The sequence below is a fragment of the Listeria monocytogenes ATCC 19117 genome, from assembly GCF_000307025.1.
GTDB classification, from domain to species: domain Bacteria; phylum Bacillota; class Bacilli; order Lactobacillales; family Listeriaceae; genus Listeria; species Listeria monocytogenes_B.
Genome location: NC_018584.1, coordinates 813,170 through 830,743 on the forward strand (window position 1 = coordinate 813,170; position 17,574 = coordinate 830,743).

The 17,574-nt window shown below is 38.7% G+C and carries 14 protein-coding genes; 7 read left to right on the forward strand and 7 right to left on the reverse strand.

Annotation, left to right across the window (positions count from 1 at the left end):
• Window positions 1–75 precede the first annotated feature (75 nt).
• Both LMOATCC19117_RS04025 and LMOATCC19117_RS04030 read left to right on the forward strand, forming a co-directional pair.
• Entirely contained in the window at window positions 76–1,005 is a 930-nt protein-coding gene (locus LMOATCC19117_RS04025; protein ID WP_003724492.1) for a diacylglycerol/lipid kinase family protein, read from the forward strand.
• A gap of 39 nt (window positions 1,006–1,044) precedes the next feature.
• Complete coding sequence (locus LMOATCC19117_RS04030) at window positions 1,045–1,377, forward strand: hypothetical protein (protein WP_003724493.1); 333 nt, start codon at window positions 1,045–1,047, stop codon at window positions 1,375–1,377.
• A gap of 37 nt (window positions 1,378–1,414) precedes the next feature.
• On the opposite strand, the gene LMOATCC19117_RS04035 is transcribed toward LMOATCC19117_RS04030, so the two are convergent.
• A complete protein-coding gene (locus LMOATCC19117_RS04035; protein ID WP_003741772.1) occupies window positions 1,415–2,281 on the reverse strand; it encodes an ROK family protein in 867 nt (288 codons plus the stop codon).
• Between the two features lie 157 nt (window positions 2,282–2,438).
• Here LMOATCC19117_RS04035 and LMOATCC19117_RS04040 point away from each other — a divergent pair, with 157 nt between their 5' ends.
• Complete coding sequence (locus LMOATCC19117_RS04040) at window positions 2,439–2,822, forward strand: hypothetical protein (RefSeq protein ID WP_003721894.1); 384 nt, start codon at window positions 2,439–2,441, stop codon at window positions 2,820–2,822.
• A 455-nt stretch (window positions 2,823–3,277) separates the two neighbouring features.
• Complete coding sequence (locus tag LMOATCC19117_RS04045) at window positions 3,278–3,628, forward strand: hypothetical protein (RefSeq protein WP_003721895.1); 351 nt, start codon at window positions 3,278–3,280, stop codon at window positions 3,626–3,628.
• 202 nt (window positions 3,629–3,830) lie between these two features.
• On the opposite strand, the gene LMOATCC19117_RS04050 is transcribed toward LMOATCC19117_RS04045, so the two are convergent.
• From LMOATCC19117_RS04050 to LMOATCC19117_RS04075, 6 genes are all read right to left on the reverse strand, one after another.
• Window positions 3,831–4,298, reverse strand: a complete 468-nt coding sequence (locus LMOATCC19117_RS04050) for an Lmo0779 family protein (protein WP_003734262.1) — start codon at window positions 4,296–4,298, stop codon at window positions 3,831–3,833.
• A gap of 181 nt (window positions 4,299–4,479) precedes the next feature.
• Complete coding sequence (locus tag LMOATCC19117_RS04055) at window positions 4,480–5,358, reverse strand: PTS mannose transporter subunit IID (protein ID WP_003721898.1); 879 nt, start codon at window positions 5,356–5,358, stop codon at window positions 4,480–4,482.
• 17 nt (window positions 5,359–5,375) lie between these two features.
• Window positions 5,376–6,191 (reverse strand): PTS mannose/fructose/sorbose transporter subunit IIC, encoded by an 816-nt coding sequence (locus LMOATCC19117_RS04060; protein ID WP_003724495.1) that lies wholly within the window; start codon window positions 6,189–6,191, stop codon window positions 5,376–5,378.
• 174 nt (window positions 6,192–6,365) lie between these two features.
• Window positions 6,366–6,851: a mannose/fructose/sorbose PTS transporter subunit IIB gene (locus LMOATCC19117_RS04065; protein ID WP_003721900.1), complete on the reverse strand. Its 486-nt coding sequence runs from the start codon at window positions 6,849–6,851 to the stop codon at window positions 6,366–6,368.
• Complete coding sequence (locus LMOATCC19117_RS04070; protein ID WP_003721901.1) at window positions 6,851–7,285, reverse strand: mannose/fructose/sorbose PTS transporter subunit IIA; 435 nt, start codon at window positions 7,283–7,285, stop codon at window positions 6,851–6,853. The genes LMOATCC19117_RS04065 and LMOATCC19117_RS04070 overlap by 1 nt, the downstream gene beginning before the upstream one ends.
• A gap of 287 nt (window positions 7,286–7,572) precedes the next feature.
• Window positions 7,573–10,389 (reverse strand): sigma 54-interacting transcriptional regulator, encoded by a 2,817-nt coding sequence (locus tag LMOATCC19117_RS04075; protein WP_003727163.1) that lies wholly within the window; start codon window positions 10,387–10,389, stop codon window positions 7,573–7,575.
• Window positions 10,390–10,581: 192 nt separating this feature from the next.
• Here LMOATCC19117_RS04075 and LMOATCC19117_RS04080 point away from each other — a divergent pair, with 192 nt between their 5' ends.
• From LMOATCC19117_RS04080 to LMOATCC19117_RS04090, 3 genes are all read left to right on the forward strand, one after another.
• Complete coding sequence (locus tag LMOATCC19117_RS04080; RefSeq protein WP_003734263.1) at window positions 10,582–11,217, forward strand: FMN-dependent NADH-azoreductase; 636 nt, start codon at window positions 10,582–10,584, stop codon at window positions 11,215–11,217.
• A 193-nt stretch (window positions 11,218–11,410) separates the two neighbouring features.
• The gene (locus LMOATCC19117_RS04085; RefSeq protein ID WP_003727161.1) at window positions 11,411–12,787 is read left to right on the forward strand and encodes an amino acid permease; all 1,377 of its coding nucleotides are present in this window, start codon (window positions 11,411–11,413) and stop codon (window positions 12,785–12,787) included.
• A gap of 264 nt (window positions 12,788–13,051) precedes the next feature.
• Complete coding sequence (locus LMOATCC19117_RS04090) at window positions 13,052–17,482, forward strand: 2-hydroxyacyl-CoA dehydratase (RefSeq protein ID WP_003734264.1); 4,431 nt, start codon at window positions 13,052–13,054, stop codon at window positions 17,480–17,482.
• The last annotated feature ends 92 nt before the right edge of the window (window positions 17,483–17,574 follow it).

Here is a 17,574-nt window from a genome sequence, read left to right on the forward strand (position 1 = left end):
AACTAGAATAGAGAAGATGCCGATATTTTGTGTAAATTTATAAATAGAATTTTTTGGCAAGAAAGGGTGAGTGCGATGGGGAAGGCACTATTGATTGTGAATCCATCATCAGGTAAAGAAAAAGGAAAAACTTATCAAGGAAAGACAGAAGAAGTACTAAAAAAACGTTATGATGAGGTGGAAGTTCGCCTGACTGAAAAAGCAGGGGATGCAACAGAATTTGCTTCCTGGGCTGCTGAACAAGGCTTTGAAGCAGTAATTGCGATGGGCGGAGACGGGACTTTAAATGAAACCATAAACGGACTTGCAATCCATGAAAAACGACCTGACTTTGGCTTCATTCCACTTGGAACAGTCAATGATTTGGCTCGTTCGGTAGGTATACCATTAAAACCCGAAAAAGCGATTCAAGCATTAGAAAAAGCTATTGCAGTGCCGATGGATATTGGCCGGATTGGCGACCAATACTTTATGAACGTCCTAGCTATCGGTATGATTGCGCAAGCTGTCGACCAAGTTAGCGTCGAACAAAAAACCAAATTTGGCTCCGTAGCATACTTTTTAGAAGGCCTGAAAGCATTTAACCGCAATGAATTACTTCATTTTAAAATCGAATATGACGAGGAAGTTTGGGAAGGGGAAGCTGCGCTAGTTGTGGCTGGCTTAACTAATTCAGTTGGTGGGATGGAATCATGGGCGCCAGATGCAAAAATTGACGATGGCTACCTGCATATTATTATTCTAACGAAACTTGGCTTGCTCGATGCAGCTAACATGATCCCGCAATTAATTCGCGGTAATTTAAAAAACAGTGACGGTGTAGTTTATATTAAAACCAAGAAACTTACCATTGATGCAAGTGGAGACGATTTAAGCATCAACGTCGATGGCGACCCAGGTCCAGGTGTACCAGCAGAAATCGAAGTGCTTGGCAGTCACTTGAATATTCTTGCACCCAAAAAAAGCAGCAAGAAGCGCTTCGGCCCATTCATACTTAAAAAGTAACCTACAATAATTGTAGAAGAATAAGGAGATGAAAGCTTTATGGAAGAAGAATTAGAAGTCATTCATAAAGGTCTTGCCAATGCGAAAAATGGTTTTAAAGCAGTCCCCGGAAAACTTTATTTAACAGCAACGTATATTGTCCACAAACCAAATGATTACTTTGACGAAGAAATCAATATTCCGCTGAATCGAGTAGCAAAAATTCGGGGTGTCCGCACCAAAATCCTTGGAAAAGAATTACTCTCCAACATTTTAGAAATAGACATGATATCCGGAGTAAAGTACCAATTCGTTGTAAACAAACAGAAAAAGTGGCTGGAAGCAGTTTCTGAAGTATTAGAAAGCCGCGGTGAATCAGAAAAATTAGGATAGAAAGAAGCTGGCACGAAAAAAGTGACCAGCTTCTTTTTTATGCTAAATGAAATGCAGTTGCACCAATGAGATTGGCATCATTTCCAAAGTGACAGCCAACAACAGTAGGGCTAATAGTCGCAATTGGTACAGACGCTTTTACTTTCGCCACATATTCGGTCAACTCTTGAATAAAATCAGCCCGCTCACTTACACCACCACCAATGACGACTAGTTCAGGATCAAGTGCGTACTGCAAATTAAATATACTTCTCGCAAGATAATAAAACATCGTATCTAGCTCTTCTTTTGCGATTTTATTTCCTTCCGCACGTAATTCAAATGCCCGAAGACCGTCTATACTAGCTTTTGGAACTTCTAAACGCTCGGCTATTCTCGTCGCAGCATTTACGACTGTACCAAGCTCGCTAAGTGTGCGTCCGTCGCGGTCCATCAACATATAACCAAATTCACCACCATGCAAATTGGCCCCGTGATGTACCTTGCCACCGCGAATAACTGCGCCACCAACTCCACTTCCAAGAATCATAAAAATAATATCTTGCTTGTCTTTCGCCGCGCCAATCCAAACCTCTGCTAAAGCTGCACAGTTGGCGTCATTTTCCATCGTAACAGGAAGCCCCAGTTTTTCTTCAAGTAATTGTTTAAAAGGGAAATTATGTATGTAGGGGATAGCACTCGCGCCGCCAATGATACCGGTTTCATTATTAACCGCACCTGGACAACTAAACGCAGCTCCTTGGAATGTATAATCGTAATTTGCTTTTACATCCATAAGCGATTGCAGCATTTCATCCAAATTATCCGGGGTTTTGAATTTACCTTTTTTTAGAATTTCTCCAGCTGTTGTTAACACGCCAAACTTCACTGCTGTTCCACCTAAATCAAATGCAAGTATCGTCATTACTCAATCTCCTTTTTATAGAAAAGTATATACTTATCATACTTTTAAACAATACAAATGACAAATAAAAAGTGAAAATACTTTGCTAAAAATTAACGTCCTTTTCTATTTTGTGCTATAATAAAGCAAGAATTTGAAGCGCAGGAGGAAATGGTTAGTGGAGATAAAGGTTCAAAAGAAATTGACTGACGGCAGAATCGCTTTTAGTAGTGAATATGGTGAATGCGTTGGTATATGGGCCGATGAAGACCCAGAACCAAGTAGGGTTTACACAGTAGAAATTACAATACCGGACATGATTAGCGCAGAACTGCTACACGAGAGTGAAGAGAAACATTGTGCATTAGAAATAGACGAAGAAGGCTTAGTTCACGTAATTGGGAAGTTAGAGGATTACGAGGAAGATGGCTTTGCAGTGCTCCGCTTAGAAGAAAGTATTATTTGTTTTGACACGAAATTCAGCGAAGAAATCGAAATGCTCCATGGAAGATTTGTTGAATTTGTTATTCCGGAAATAAAATTAAGTAATGTTGGTATATAGATTGAAATGAAAGAGGCAGGAAACAGATAGTGAGAGTTTCCTGTCTTTTTTTTGTTATTTTTGGAAGGAGTGCTTGAATAATTATTCATTCGTGAATTATAATTAATGTGAAATAATAAAACAAATAGGTAGTAATTAGCGGTTAAATAGTTATTTTATAGTAGTAAATACGAATTTTTTGTGACGAAGAAAAATTGATTGCATAAAAAGTGAATAGTGCTTCATATTGTGTAAGATTTTATTATTGAAATGGAGATATTACCCATACTGTGTAAGAATAAATCTAAATAAAGCCAGTTTTAAGGTATTCATGACAAGAATCAGACATTTCATTACATTTTTGGTTATACATTGGCTTTTTATGATACACTCATCTTGCAACAAAATATACCAACATTGTGACGGAATGGTTTATTAAAAGCGGTAATAAATAAAATGAAAAGTGAGATAATAGAATGAAGAAGAAAAAATGGTTGCAATTAATAATGGCAGTAATAGTTCTTTGTGCAATAATATTCGGGATAAAATGGTTGTTATATAGAGACAATCTTGTAGAAATGATGCAAGTTGACGACACTTTATATATAGTGTCGTATGAACCAGCAAAGCAAGAAGATGCTTTAGAGAAAATTGGTGAGATAGAGCATAGAATTCGCCATTACCGGATACCGAATAAAAATTTCACATCTAATTATTTAAGCGAAGGGACAGAACTTTATAAAGCGAAAAATGGAGATGAGTTTCCAAGGACTATTTTGTTTAAAGAAGACGGCGAATATTTTATTGCATCAGAGGCTATGAAGTAGCCTAATAAAAAGCGTTAGTTTATTTTTTCTCTTAATAGAGAAAGTTTATCGTCTACAACTAAATGGAACATATGTAAAAGTATACTGATTGGCATACTTTTCATTTTTAAGAAAAATCATTGATTCTAAATTTAAGTAGAGTGAACATAAAAAATCGCCATGCTTCATTTCCCTAAAAACAGGGAAGTAAGCGTGGCGTTTTTTAGCTATATGTAGTAAATACAGCGAGCATTTTTTCTAAATCTTTCTCGGATCTTGCAAAGAGCATCAAACGCTGGCGATTGGTTTCAATCACGAGCACACCATCCTCAGACAAATTCATCCGTTCGATTTTTGCATAAGGGAAGAATAACAGGGCGTAAAAAAGTCCGGATTCTTTGAAAACAGCTTTCGAACTGCGAAAGAAGCAGATATAGATGAATAACACACCCATAATCCCAAGCAGAACAGAAGTGGAAAATGGTCCTTCACGAAAGAACGTATTGGAAACGAATAACAGAACGATAATTCCAACAAAAATATAACCGTCCCAGCGTCCACGAGAACGCAATTTGACACTTAAAACCGTCTTCCCTTTCCAAAGTGGAATTACTGCATCATTATACAAAATATACAGTACCGTCAAGAAGTTTGCCGCAAACAAAAAGATATTAGTAGCATCCCAAACCATTTTAGCTATCACTCACAATCTATCATTGATATAGTTTAGTAATATTGTAACATAATTATGCGGGGAAGAGGGGGAACTGGGTTTGAGGATAATCATTTAGAGAGGCTCTTTCGGCACGATAAGACACAAAAAAGAACCGGAATTTTAATCCCGGTTCTTTTCGAATTATTATAACCACCCATTACCCAAGTGGTGAATAACCAGCTGGTGGAAGTCCTAAGATACCAGACCAGTAACCTAGAATACCAACAACGAATAGTCCTAAAATCAACCATAAAGCATTGACTTTCTTCTTGAGTATCCACATACAAGCGAATGTGAGTAGAAGGGCAAGAAGACCTGGCATTAATTGGTCCAAGATACTTTGAACAGTAGTTGGAACGTCTTTACCAGTTTTAGAGTCTTCTGTTGTATAAGCTACTAGTGGAACATAGATTGTGGTCCATTTATTAACAAGGGCACCCATGACGAATAGTCCAAGAATGGAAGCTCCTTCTGTTAGTTTTTGAAGCAAACCGCCAGACATATCAGATACAACATCTGTACCTTTTGTATATCCGTAGAACACGCCCCAATAACGGAAACCTAGACGAATTGCATTAAATAGTACGAAGAATAAAATTGGTCCGATGATACTACCGTCAGTTGCAAACCCTGCACCTAAAGCGGCAAGTACTGGACGAACTGTTCCCCAGAAAATTGGATCCCCAACGCCGGCAAGTGGTCCCATTAGACCTACTTTAATACCATTGATTGCACCGTCGTCGATATCAGCACCATTGGCTTTTTGTTCTTCCATCGCGGTTGTTACACCTAAGATAGGAGCGGCCATATATGGATGCGTATTAAAGAACTCAAGGTGACGTTTGATAGCTTGTTCTCTTTCAGGTCCTTTTTCAGGATAAAGACGTTTAATTACTGGAATTACTGAGAAACAGAATCCTAGAGATTGCATACGTTCAAAGTTCCACGACCCTTGGAAGAGGTTGGAACGTATGAACACGCCCATTAAGTCACTTTTCGTTATTTTCTTTTCATTAACTGTAATTTGTTCACTCATATTTTTCTCCCCCTTCCTTAGTCGTCAAGGTCGTCGTCGAGATCATCATCCGCTGATCGTCCGCCGCCGCCCCCGCCGTATTGTTGGATAGCTTCTTTCAATTGATATTTAGGGTTTAGTTGGATATAAATGATTGCTGCAACTAGTCCTAAAACACCTAGTGCTACTAAGTTAAACGCAGTAAATGCTGCGACAACAAAACCTAAGAAGAAGAAAGGCATTAAATATTTAGCGGACATCATGTTAATAACCATGGCGTAACCAACAACAACGATAAATCCACCAGCTACGTTTAGACCATTAACAATAACGTCCGGAATGGCATTGAGTAAATTTTCGACTGCTTGTGTACCAACTGTTACCGCAACGATAACGGCTGGAATTGCAATACGCATAGCTTGAAGTAGTAGTGCTGTAACATGTATCCAGTCGAGACTTCGCAGATTACCTTCCTTACCAGCTTTATCAGCCATGTGTTGGAATGCAACTGTAATTGTACGAACTAGAATTGTAAGTACTTGACCAAGAGCAGCTAGAGGAATCGCAAGCGAAATACCTACGCTGATATCTTGTCCCCCAGTAATAACTAAGATAGTAGAAATAATGGATGCAAGGGCAGCATCTGGAGCAACCGCAGCTCCGATATTCATCCATCCAAGCGCGATCATTTCAAGTGTTCCCCCAATAATAATACCAGTTGTAATATCCCCAAGAACAAGACCAATTAACGTACAGGCAATTAATGGACGGTGCGTTTGCCACTCATCCAAAATACTACCCATACCACTAATACAGGATACGAGGAATACAAGGATTAATTGTATTGCTGACATATATTTCCCTCCCAATTTTTCTTTAGAATGATAAAAAAAGATAATTTCATTATGATGACTGAATAAATTAAGCATCTATTACATAAGCTTTTATTCATGAATCACCCCTTTAAAGGTCTTCCTTTAAACGTTTGCATTTTCGGGGCTCTAAAAAACAAGCGAGCCGCGGATGAATTATTTATCTTTATCTAGTAATGGGATAAGTTTGACTTTATTGTCAGAAGCGACTTTACGAATTTCAAGTTCAATTCCTTTTTCATCTAATTTGCGGAATGCTGCTTCATCCGTTTCGTCCACAGACACAGCATTTGTAATCATATGTTTACCTTCGCGGAATGCCATACCACCAATGTTTACAGTTGTAATGTTTACACCTGCTTCTACGAGTGTTAGCACATCGGTAGGGTTAGTGAATAATAGCATGACTGGAGTTGTAGCATATTTAGGGTTGTTGTATACGCGGATACCTTTTTGTACATCCACGACGCTTGCTTTAACTCCTGGAGGTGCTACTTGTGTAAGAAGTGTTTTACGCACTTCATCTTTTGCTACATCGTCACTAATAACGATGATACGTTCTACCTGCGTTTCTTTTGTCCAAACGGTTGCTACTTGACCATGAATTAAGCGATCATCAATACGTGCTAAGCGAATTTCCATTATAAATCGTCCTCCCCGACTTCGGTTTCTATTTTTGGTAATGATTGTTTGAGTGACTTAACGCCACCTGATCCTGCTGTAAGAGCTGTTTCAACTAGATCTTTTTGATTACTTGCAGCCCGCATTGAGAGCGTTTCAAGTAACATGGGAATATTGACCCCCGTGACAACATCCATATTGTCTTCTGGAAGGGCGATTTGGCTAGATGCGTTATAAGGACTGCCGCCAAATAAATCAACCATAAAAATAACGCCTTCAGAAGTATCCAATTTGTCTAGTTTTTCTTTGTATTTGGTAATAAGCGTATCAGTGTTTTCTCCAGGAACAAAAGTAATAAATTCTACATTGTCCTGTTTGCCGATAATCATTTCAGTTGATTTCAACAATTCACGCGCAGCTTCACCATGTGTGCCAATGATAATTCCAACTGGCATAGGTATCTCCTCCTTAAGCGTGGATATAATCATCCATTAATACTAACGCAAAAACTGTGCCAACATTTCTGTATTAAACAACCTCCTTTGCTAATAGAAGCGGTTCAAGGCTTTTGTAAGCGTGTACTAACAGAAGCGGCGCGCCTTAATACGCTAGATACGTAGCTTAATACACTAAGTACTAATCTTAGACATACATACATCATTACCCTAAAAGATTAGCCAGAAAACGCAATTGCTGAAAATAAAACAAGCCAACTTATGAAAAAATGTTGGCTTGTTTGTAATTATGAAAGTACTTCTGGTTGGATTTCGTTCAAAATATCATACAAATAACATAGTTCGTCATTCGTCAGTTTTAAGTTCATTTTGTAGATAACTTCTTTATTTGTTTGTTCTAGCGCTTTAAAGATATTTGTTTCAAGCATATCTTTTGGTTCACGGTAAATTAAACCATCATTTAGAACCATACGCTCTAAGGCGCAACCGACATGGATGAGTAGATTGATTTTAAAGGTATTATCGAGTTTGTATCCTAACTTTTTCTCCAGTACACTAGCAAACGAGCTTAGAATTTCAATCGTTTTCTTCGGATTGAGGTAGGTTAGAAATTCGTTAAGACTTTCTTCGATAATTTCTTTTGCGATGCGACCAGTTTCGCCTTTTTTTACGATAATATTACGTTGCTTCACGAGGCTAACAAGTTGCTCCTCGCCATCAATTCCGAAAAGTCGTTCGAGCGGGATGAAGGGGATTTGGATTTTCGGATCTTGAATACCGACTGCCATCAAAATATCATTTTCTTCTTGTAACTGCTCCAATTTCGTATCCATTTCATGCAAACCAATCGGAATCACTTTAATGGCATCTGTCGTAATGGTATCTAAAATATTTTCGATAAACAGTTGTAATTTTTCTGCAGTACCTTCGCCAGTCGCGCAAATGGTAATGATGGCGTGTGGTTTTTGATTGGAATCAAGTGTATCGTCATCAGAATTATAGCCACCATAACCTCGGAAATCTTTCAGGGAATCGTAAATGCTATCGAGTTCCATATCGAGAATATTGGATTTTCGAACTGCTTCAATAACAGTTGCGGTGGAGACCATATCAATCGAGCGAACTGGAATGCCAGTACGTTCCGAAATGACCGGAGCAAAACTTGTAAGGGAGCCCATATCGACCAGAAGAAGTAGACCGCGCCCCATATCCATTTCTTTCGCGCGCTCGGTCAATTTATCAAGCACGATTTTCGGACTTTGATCAAGAGGCATATCGATTCCTTCCACGAGTCCTTCACCGAGTAGTTTTTTCGCAACACTAACCATGCTACTCGCTGTATTATTCCCATGCGTTGCGACGAGTACGGCGACACGAGCATTTTCTTGTTCTTTTAAAAGGGAACTAATGAGTAGTGTTAAATACATGACTTCCATATTAGGAACCCGGATGTGGAAAGTAGCCTCAATATCATCCTTAATTTCCCGTGATAATTCATAGGCTTCCGGTTGATCATTGACCACATTTTCGATATTCGTATATTTTAATGGTTTGTTACTTTCAATTCGTTTAATAAAAGAGGTAAGGTGAAGGCTAAATGCAAGCAAGAAACGCTCGTTTAACTTTTTACCAAGCTGATGTTCAATTCGGAGTTCAACACCTTCCGCAAAATTCAGGATCTCTTCATTGACGATTTTTAAGATATTTTCGCGATTGTGGATCGTATTTTTAAACTTATTGTAAAAGCTGTTAAGGTGAATATCGATATCCATCTTGATAAATTTCTTAATATCATCATCTTCCACACCTTGATCCATTAAAATCGATGCTTTGTCTTCAATGATTTTGTAAAGGTTGAAATTCGGCTCATATTCGTCCGATGTAATCAACGTATTATTTAGTTCAGGGAAAATCGTCGTATATGGCTCCAAGTATTCCGCAATTGCTTGAAGTTCCTTGCGACGGTTACTGAAGTGGAAGAAGCCGTCTTTTATATTAATCGGCAACGTTTTAAAATCAATCAAAATCTCTTCATCTTTGTCGAAACTATTAAGGAAACCTTGTGCGCAAACGAGTTGAATGTTGGATTTTAATTGCCCGATATTTCCATAAGTTGTATTACCAATCAGCGCTTTGGCAGCTTCATCTTCAATACGAATCGGTTTATTAACTCGGTGCGCCTCACTAGAAAGTAAGTATTTTAAAAGTTCCACACGTTCAAACGCCGTACGTTCCTCCAAACTTGGCAGCGTAATAATAATCGGAATACGACGCATAAACGTTTTCAAAAGCGAAGATTCCGGATTTTCGGTAGTAGCACCGATAATTAAAACGTTCGATTTTCGGGTTCGATCCGTTTCGCCAAGTTTATTATACGTACCAGAGTCCATTAAGTAAAAAATCATTTCCTGACCTTCAGGAGGGAGACGGTGAATTTCGTCGAGAAACAAAATTCCACCTTCCGCTTTTTCTACAAGTCCACCTTTGTCATTGTCAGCACCGGTGAAAGCACCTTTAACATGCCCAAAAATGTGCGACATCAAAAGTTGCGGATTATTATAGTAATCGGCGCAATTGAAAATAATAAACGGCGCATCAGCAGGTAGACGTTTGGCATGTTGCGAAAAACGATACATCAAATTAGCGAAAAGTGTCTTACCAACACCAGTTTGTCCGAGAATCATTGTATGTAAACCATTTGGTGGATAGAGTACAGCGGCTTTGGCCTGCTCCACAGGGGTTTTAAGACTGTCATTAACACCAATTAAATCATCAAAAGGGCTTCTTTCAACAATACTTGGTTTGAGCATTTTTAAAAGGGGCTCACAGCTGTCAAACTCCAATTCATTATCAGAAAGTGTACGCCCAATTTCATCTTCTACCGCTTTTTTAGGAAAATAAAGCACTGGTCGGCCAACGATTTTAATGATTTTTCCTTGTCTGTGAAGTTCATTCAATTCCATACTGACATTATTTCTTAAAATAGATAATGTTTCTGAAATAGTACTAGCTGTAAAACCTTCATTCTTCTCTAATTGTTCGCGAATGGTTTTCGTGGAAGGATTTTCTAAAATAAATTCATAAATACGGTCAATACGCTTCATCATAAAACCTCCATTTAGTGTATCGATGCACGATTAGTGTATTATAAACGATTAATACACTCTGGAATTCTGTATTTATCTTAGCATGACTAGTGAAAATGTCAATGTTTATTTACCAAAAATCAAATTGACTAGCTACGCGGATAGTACTATTATATAGAAGGAACAAATAAAATCGATGAGGTGTTCATAATGTCAAAAGTACTATTTATTAAAGCGTCACCACTTCCAAATGAAGTATCAAGAAGTTCGCAAGTTGCCGAAACGTTTATGGCCGAATATAAAGCCAAAAATCCTTCTGATACAGTAGAAGAATTAGTTTTATATAATACAGAAGTACCACTATTAGATTTAGAATTAATGACAGCTGGTAGAGAATTACAAGCTGGCAAAGCTTTCACTGATTTAGCGCCAGATGTACAAAAAAAATTAAATGCTTATAATGTGCTTACGGAACAATTCTTAGCAGCAGACAAATATGTTTTTGTGTTCCCGCTTTGGAACCTTGGAATCCCGCCATTATTAAAAGCTTATATTGATACTTTTGTTATTGCTGGAAAATCTTTCCGTTATACTGAGCACGGTCCAGAAGCACTTTTAAAAGATAAAAAAGCAATCTTAATCCATGGTAGTGGCGGTATTTATTCTGCTGGACCAACAAGTTCATTTACTCACGGAGAACCTTATTTACGTACTATTTTACAATTTATCGGTATTAATGTTGTACCATCAATCTTTGTAGAAGGAATTGATCACAATCCGAGCAAAGAAGCGGAAATCGTTGCAGCTGCTAAAGCGGTAGCGCAGGAAAGTGCTGCAGAATTCTAAAAAGTTTGTGAAAAAATTATTTCTTGCTAATGATATTAAGACAGTATTATCAACTGTCTAGACCAATAAAAACACATAAAAAGATTGCTAATCCCTTTATAAATTGGTAAAGTAGAGAAGTAGATTGATCGATAAAGTGCTGAATTAACTCGGCACTTTATTCTTTTTAATTACTCGAAAGGGATGAATTTGGATGGAAGAGCAAAAAGAAGAATTGCAAAGAGGGCTGAAAAATAGACACATTCAGTTAATCGCGATTGGCGGAGCAATTGGTACAGGGCTTTTTCTAGGAGCAGGGAAGTCAATTCATTTAGCCGGACCTTCTATCATGTTAGTTTACTTAATTATTGGGGCTATTTTATTCTTTGTTATGAGAGCTTTGGGTGAATTATTAATACATAACCCAACAACAGGATCTTTTACAGAATTCGCAGAGCAATTTATTGGACCATGGGCTGGCTTTATTACTGGTTGGACATATTGGTTCTGCTGGATTGTGACAGGTATTGCAGAAATTACAGCAGTTGGCATGTACGTAAAATTTTGGGTGCCAGACTTACCGCAATGGATCCCAGCACTTGCATGTGTTTTGATACTTCTATTGTTTAACTTAGCAACTGTTAAAGCTTTTGGTGAAATCGAATTTTGGTTTGCGATTATTAAAGTGGTTGTTATTATTGCCTTAATTGTTATTGGATTTGTACTCGTATTTATTGGTTACAAACATGGCACAAGTACAGCTTCATTTTCTAATTTAGTAGATTATGGTGGCTTTTTCCCGAATGGAATTGCCGGGTTCTTGCTAGCATTCCAAATGGCGACATTTTCTTTTGTTGGAATTGAGCTTGTTGGGGTTACTGCAGGAGAAGCGGATGATCCAGAGCGTACACTTCCAAAAGCCATTAATAATATTCCGATTCGGATTTTAATCTTTTATATTGGTGCGCTACTCGTATTAATGTCGATTTATCCGTGGAGCAATATTGATCCAAACACAAGCCCATTCGTAAGCGTCTTTACGATGATTGGGATTCCTGCAGCTGCCGGTATTATTAACTTTGTGGTGTTAACGGCTGCTATGTCTTCTTGTAATAGTGGGATTTTCAGTACAAGCCGGATGCTTTATACTCTTTCTGCAGAAGGAAAAGCACCGAAAAAAATGCATCATTTGAGCTCTAATGGTGTTCCAGCAACAGCGTTAATCACATCTACAGCATGTTTACTTATTGGTGTGTTTTTAAATTATTTCTTACCAGAACAAGTATTTATTTTAGTAACAAGTATCGCGACGATTTGCTTTATCTGGGTTTGGGGCGTTATTTTAGTGGCGCATTTACGTTTTCGTCATAAACATCCAGAAATCGCAGAAAAAAGTAAATTCAAAATGCCATTATCTCCTTTAATGAACTGGGTTAGCTTAATTTTCTTCGGAGGATTACTAGTTATCCTCGGTTTTGCAGCAGATACAAGAATCGCACTTTTCGTCACACCAGTATGGTTCTTGATTTTAGGTATCGCTTATCAAGTTTTAAAAGCTTCCAACCGAAAGACAAAAATTCGCCATAATTAATAACTGAGCAAGCATTCGCTAAACGGAGCTATTTTAGGGAATGCTTGCTTTTTTTCGGCATGAAAATGCTCCGCGAAATTCTTTACAAATGAAAAAAATCGTGTAGAATGAGAGGTGTTTAGAGCATTTTGTCGCATTCTCGCATATCGAGTGAGTACTCACTCATTTTTAGAAATAACTATTTATGTGAAGCAACGTACAAATGACAGATTATATGTGAAGTTACATACATATTAAGTAGTGCGTAATGAAAGGGATGAGAAAATGATTCATGCAGGGTTAGATGTGGGATCAACAACAGCAAAGGCCGTAGCACTTAATGACCAGGGGGATATTTTATTTCAAACCTACAGAAGACATTATTCAGACATTAAAAAAGTTACATTAGAAATCATGCAGGATATGCAAAAAAAATGTGGCATGACAGAAATGACATTCAAAATTACGGGATCATCCGGATTAGCGATTTCTAAATTCTTGAATGTACCTTTTGTGCAGGAAGTAATTGCTTGTACGGAAGCAGTGGAGCAAGTAATTCCAGAGACAGACGTAGTAATCGAGCTGGGCGGGGAAGATGCGAAGATTATTTATTTCAGTGGTGGGATTGAGCAACGAATGAATAATGCCTGCGCGGGTGGAACTGGTGCTTTTATTGACCAAATCGCGACACTGCTTCAAACAGATCCAACAGGTTTAAACGAACTGGCACAAAATGCGAATACGATTTATCCGATTGCTTCCAGATGTGGCGTGTTCGCCAAAACAGATGTGCAACCACTACTTAATGAAGGGGCTAGAAAAGAAGATATTGCCGCTTCAATTTTCCAAAGTGTGGTGACACAAACGATTAGTGGGCTTGCTTGTGGACGTCCAATCCGCGGAAAAGTAGCGTTTCTTGGAGGACCACTTACTTTCCTTGATCAATTGCGCTATCGTTTTACAGAAACATTGAAGATGAAAGATAGTGATATTATTGCGCCTCAAAACGCGGAATATTTTATTGCACTTGGAACAGCTTTTACTGGATTAAATGATGTACCTTTAAAAGTAGATGATATGATTTACCGCCTTTCCAATATGGATATGACCACGATGGCGACGGATACGGTCATTTTACCAGCACTTTTTGAAAAGCAAGAAGACTTAGAAGCTTTTCGTGCGCGTCATAATCAAATGAAAGCCAAACGAGCAAAACTGGAAGATTATGAAGGGGATGCTTATTTAGGCATTGATGCAGGATCAACTACGACCAAATTAATCTTAATGAGCCAAACCAATGAAATTCTTTACTCGTTTTATTCTAGTAATAATGGGAATCCGCTTCAATCAGTTATTGACGCAACGAGTTATTTATATGAAATTTTACCGGAAAAAGTTCGAGTTGCGCAGTCTGGAATTACAGGCTACGGCGAGTCGCTTATTAAAGCCGCACTAAAAATTGATGTTGGCGAAATTGAAACAGTGGCGCATTATCGTGCTGCTCGTGAATTTTTACCGGATGTTGATTTTATTTTAGACATTGGTGGACAAGATATGAAATGTATGAAAATTAAAAAAGGCGCACTGGATAGCTTGATGCTTAATGAAGCTTGCTCGGCCGGGTGTGGTTCGTTTCTTGAAACATTTGCGCAAACACTTAATTTATCCATTGAAGAGTTTGCGGCTCGGGCGCTGGAAGCAAAAGCACCTGTAGACCTAGGTTCACGTTGTACCGTTTTCATGAATTCCAAAGTGAAACAAGTGCAAAAAGAAGGTGTGAGCATGGAAGATTTATCTGCGGGTCTTGCTTATTCAGTCGTAAAAAACGCGTTACAAAAAGTAATCAAACTCCGCAGTCCGAAAGACATTGGTGAAAAAGTAATCGTTCAAGGTGGAACTTTTTACAACGAATCAGTCTTGCGTGCCTTTGAACTGTTAACTGGACGTGAAGTAGTTCGACCGGATATCGCCGGAATGATGGGAGCATACGGGGCCGCTTTAATTGCCCGCGAACATTACGAAACTGGCGAAGTAACGGAGATGCTCGTATTAGAAAAATTACGTGAATTTAGCGCGGAAACTTCGCAGTCGCGCTGTAACCTTTGTAGTAACACATGTCAGCTTACAGTGACAAGATTTGGCGATGACCGGATGTTTGTTAGTGGAAATCGTTGTGAACGCGGGGAACGTGTCGAAACGAAGCGTAATTTACTGCCCAATTTATATGCGTATAAACTAAAACGTACCTTTGATTACAAATCGCTGAAAAAATCAGAAGCAACTAGAGGGACCATTGGTATTCCACGCGCATTGAACGTTTTTGAAAATTATCCACTATGGCATACGATTTTAACGAACTTAGGTTTCCGAGTGGTTTTATCATCGAAATCATCCAAAAACCTATACGACAAAGGTATCGAAACGATTGCCTCCGAAGCAGTTTGTTTCCCAGCCAAATTAACACACGGTCATATTATGGATTTAATCAAGAAAAAAGCAGATCGCATTTTCTACCCATCTGTCGTTTACGAAAAACCGGAATTCGGTGAAGCAACGAATAACTTTAACTGTCCTGTTGTGGCTGGTTACCCAGAAGTTATTCGTGTCAATGTGGATGCTTTGGAAGAGAAAAATATTCCAATGATCAGTCCGTTTTTAACTTTAGATAATGAAAAAGCATTAATCGAACAAATGAGTCTCGCTTTCCCGGAAGTCCCAGCCGCGGATATGGAAAAAGCAGTCCAAGCAGGGCTAGAGGAAGCAGAACTTTGCCGCAAAGACATTCAAGCAGAAGGAGAAGCGGCACTTACTTACATTAAGAAAAACAAAATCAAAGGGATTGTTCTTGCAGGGCATCCATACCATATTGATCCAGAAGTGAATCACGGAATTCCGGAACTCATTACGATGAACGGCATGGCGGTTCTTACGGAAGATTCGATTTCTCATCTTGGAGAAATGGACCATAAACTTCGGGTTGAGAATCAGTGGAAATATCACGCAAGACTGTATCGTGCAGCCAGTTTTACTGCTAAAAGTGAAGATTTAGAATTTGTGCAATTGACGTCATTTGGTTGTGGGCTTGATGCAATTACGACGGATATGTGCCAAGAAATCATTGAAGGTCATAATAAAGTATATACACTACTTAAAATCGATGAAATCAATAACCTTGGTGCCGCACGTATCCGCGTTCGTTCGTTAAAAGCAGCAATGGAAGAACGTGAGAAAAACAACGTGAAACCAGGGATTATGCCGAAACCAAAAGAACGTCCATTATTTACAAAGGAAATGAAGAAAACGTATACTATTTTAGCGCCACAGCTAGCTCCGACCCATTTTGAAATGTTAGAAGCAGCTTGTAAAGTGGGCGGTTATAACTTGGAAGTATTACCAGCAGTTACACCACGCGCAGTGGATGAGGGCTTACGTTACGTCAATAACGACGCTTGTTATCCAGCAATTTTAACGATTGGACAAATGATGGATGCGCTGAAACACGGCGATTATGATGTAAATAATTTAGCGGTATTGATGACGCAAACAGGTGGTGGATGTCGGGCTACCAACTATATTTCGATGCTGAAAAAAGCTCTCGGAGAAGCTGGCCTAGATCATATCCCAGTTATTTCTCTTAACGCCAACGGTTTAGAAAAACAACCAGGCTTTAAAATGACGCCAAAAGTTCTTGTTCGTTTCCTAGCCGGAATTAGCTTAGGTGACGCGCTCGACCGGATGCTTTATCGTACTAGACCATATGAAGTGGAACCAGGGAGCGCGAATAAAATATTCCGTCATTATCTCGATGCTGGTCGTGCGTTAATGGAAAATTACTCTTTTGGAGCATATAAAAAATTAGCAAATGAAATGGTTCGCGCCTTTGACAACTTACCAATAACAAATGAAGTGAAGCCTAGAGTTGGTGTCGTTGGAGAAATTCTCGTGAAATTCCATCCGGGTGCTAATAACAATATTGTTGATGTTATTGAAGACGAGGGCGGAGAAGCGGTTGTTCCCGATTTAACAGATTTCATTTTATATTGTTGTTATGACGATCACTTTGCAGCCAATACATTTGGTCGTTCCAAAGTAAAATCATTCGCGAAACAAAGCGTTGCGATTCCACTTATTAATCAATTCCGCAAACCAGTAACTGATGCGCTGAAGAAAAGTGAACGCTTTGAAGCACCGGCGAGTATCGAATCTATCGCTGAAAAAGCGAGTCAATTACTATCACTCGGAAATAAAATGGGTGAGGGCTGGTTCTTAACAGGGGAAATGTTTGAATTACTCGATAGTAATGTACCAAATATCGCTTGCTTACAACCATTCGCTTGCTTGCCAAACCATATTACTGGTCGAGGCATGATTAAAGGGCTTAAAAAAATGTATCCAGAAGCTAACATCATGTCCATTGACTACGATGCCGGCTCAAGCTCTGTGAACCAACTAAATCGAATCAAATTAATGCTCTCCATCGCAAGAAAACAACTAGAAACGACAGAAGTAATCACCGAGAAAGAAACAAACACACGATTCAACCCAAGAGAAAAAATCCTTGGTAAAGCAAAACAAGTACGAGAAAGCGCCCCAGTCGAAATGATTGGAAACAAAGTAAAACAAGCGCGGGATGCAGACCCAGTTGGCGCGATAGCTCAGAAAGTGAAACATGTTGCATCATCAAGTAGCGAGCACGTCCAAACGGATAATGATTAATGTAAAGCCACCTATAAAATAGGTGGCTTTTTTAGATAAAATTCACAAAAATGACACGAAATAGAACTATATCCGCAATAATAGTATTTTTG

Coding starts and splice junctions, on each gene's coding strand:
- LMOATCC19117_RS04050 (WP_003734262.1), bottom strand. CDS start 4,298: ATGGTTTGGGATGCTACTAATATCTTTTTGTTTGCGGCAAACTTCTTG.
- LMOATCC19117_RS04075 (WP_003727163.1), bottom strand. CDS start 10,389: ATGAAGCGTATTGACCGTATTTATGAATTTATTTTAGAAAATCCTTCC.
- LMOATCC19117_RS04055 (WP_003721898.1), bottom strand. CDS start 5,358: ATGAGTGAACAAATTACAGTTAATGAAAAGAAAATAACGAAAAGTGAC.
- LMOATCC19117_RS04080 (WP_003734263.1), top strand. CDS start 10,582: ATGTCAAAAGTACTATTTATTAAAGCGTCACCACTTCCAAATGAAGTA.
- LMOATCC19117_RS04035 (WP_003741772.1), bottom strand. CDS start 2,281: ATGACGATACTTGCATTTGATTTAGGTGGAACAGCAGTGAAGTTTGGC.
- LMOATCC19117_RS04070 (WP_003721901.1), bottom strand. CDS start 7,285: ATGCCAGTTGGAATTATCATTGGCACACATGGTGAAGCTGCGCGTGAA.
- LMOATCC19117_RS04060 (WP_003724495.1), bottom strand. CDS start 6,191: ATGTCAGCAATACAATTAATCCTTGTATTCCTCGTATCCTGTATTAGT.
- LMOATCC19117_RS04025 (WP_003724492.1), top strand. CDS start 76: ATGGGGAAGGCACTATTGATTGTGAATCCATCATCAGGTAAAGAAAAA.
- LMOATCC19117_RS04045 (WP_003721895.1), top strand. CDS start 3,278: ATGAAGAAGAAAAAATGGTTGCAATTAATAATGGCAGTAATAGTTCTT.
- LMOATCC19117_RS04090 (WP_003734264.1), top strand. CDS start 13,052: ATGATTCATGCAGGGTTAGATGTGGGATCAACAACAGCAAAGGCCGTA.
- LMOATCC19117_RS04065 (WP_003721900.1), bottom strand. CDS start 6,851: ATGGAAATTCGCTTAGCACGTATTGATGATCGCTTAATTCATGGTCAA.
- LMOATCC19117_RS04030 (WP_003724493.1), top strand. CDS start 1,045: ATGGAAGAAGAATTAGAAGTCATTCATAAAGGTCTTGCCAATGCGAAA.
- LMOATCC19117_RS04085 (WP_003727161.1), top strand. CDS start 11,411: ATGGAAGAGCAAAAAGAAGAATTGCAAAGAGGGCTGAAAAATAGACAC.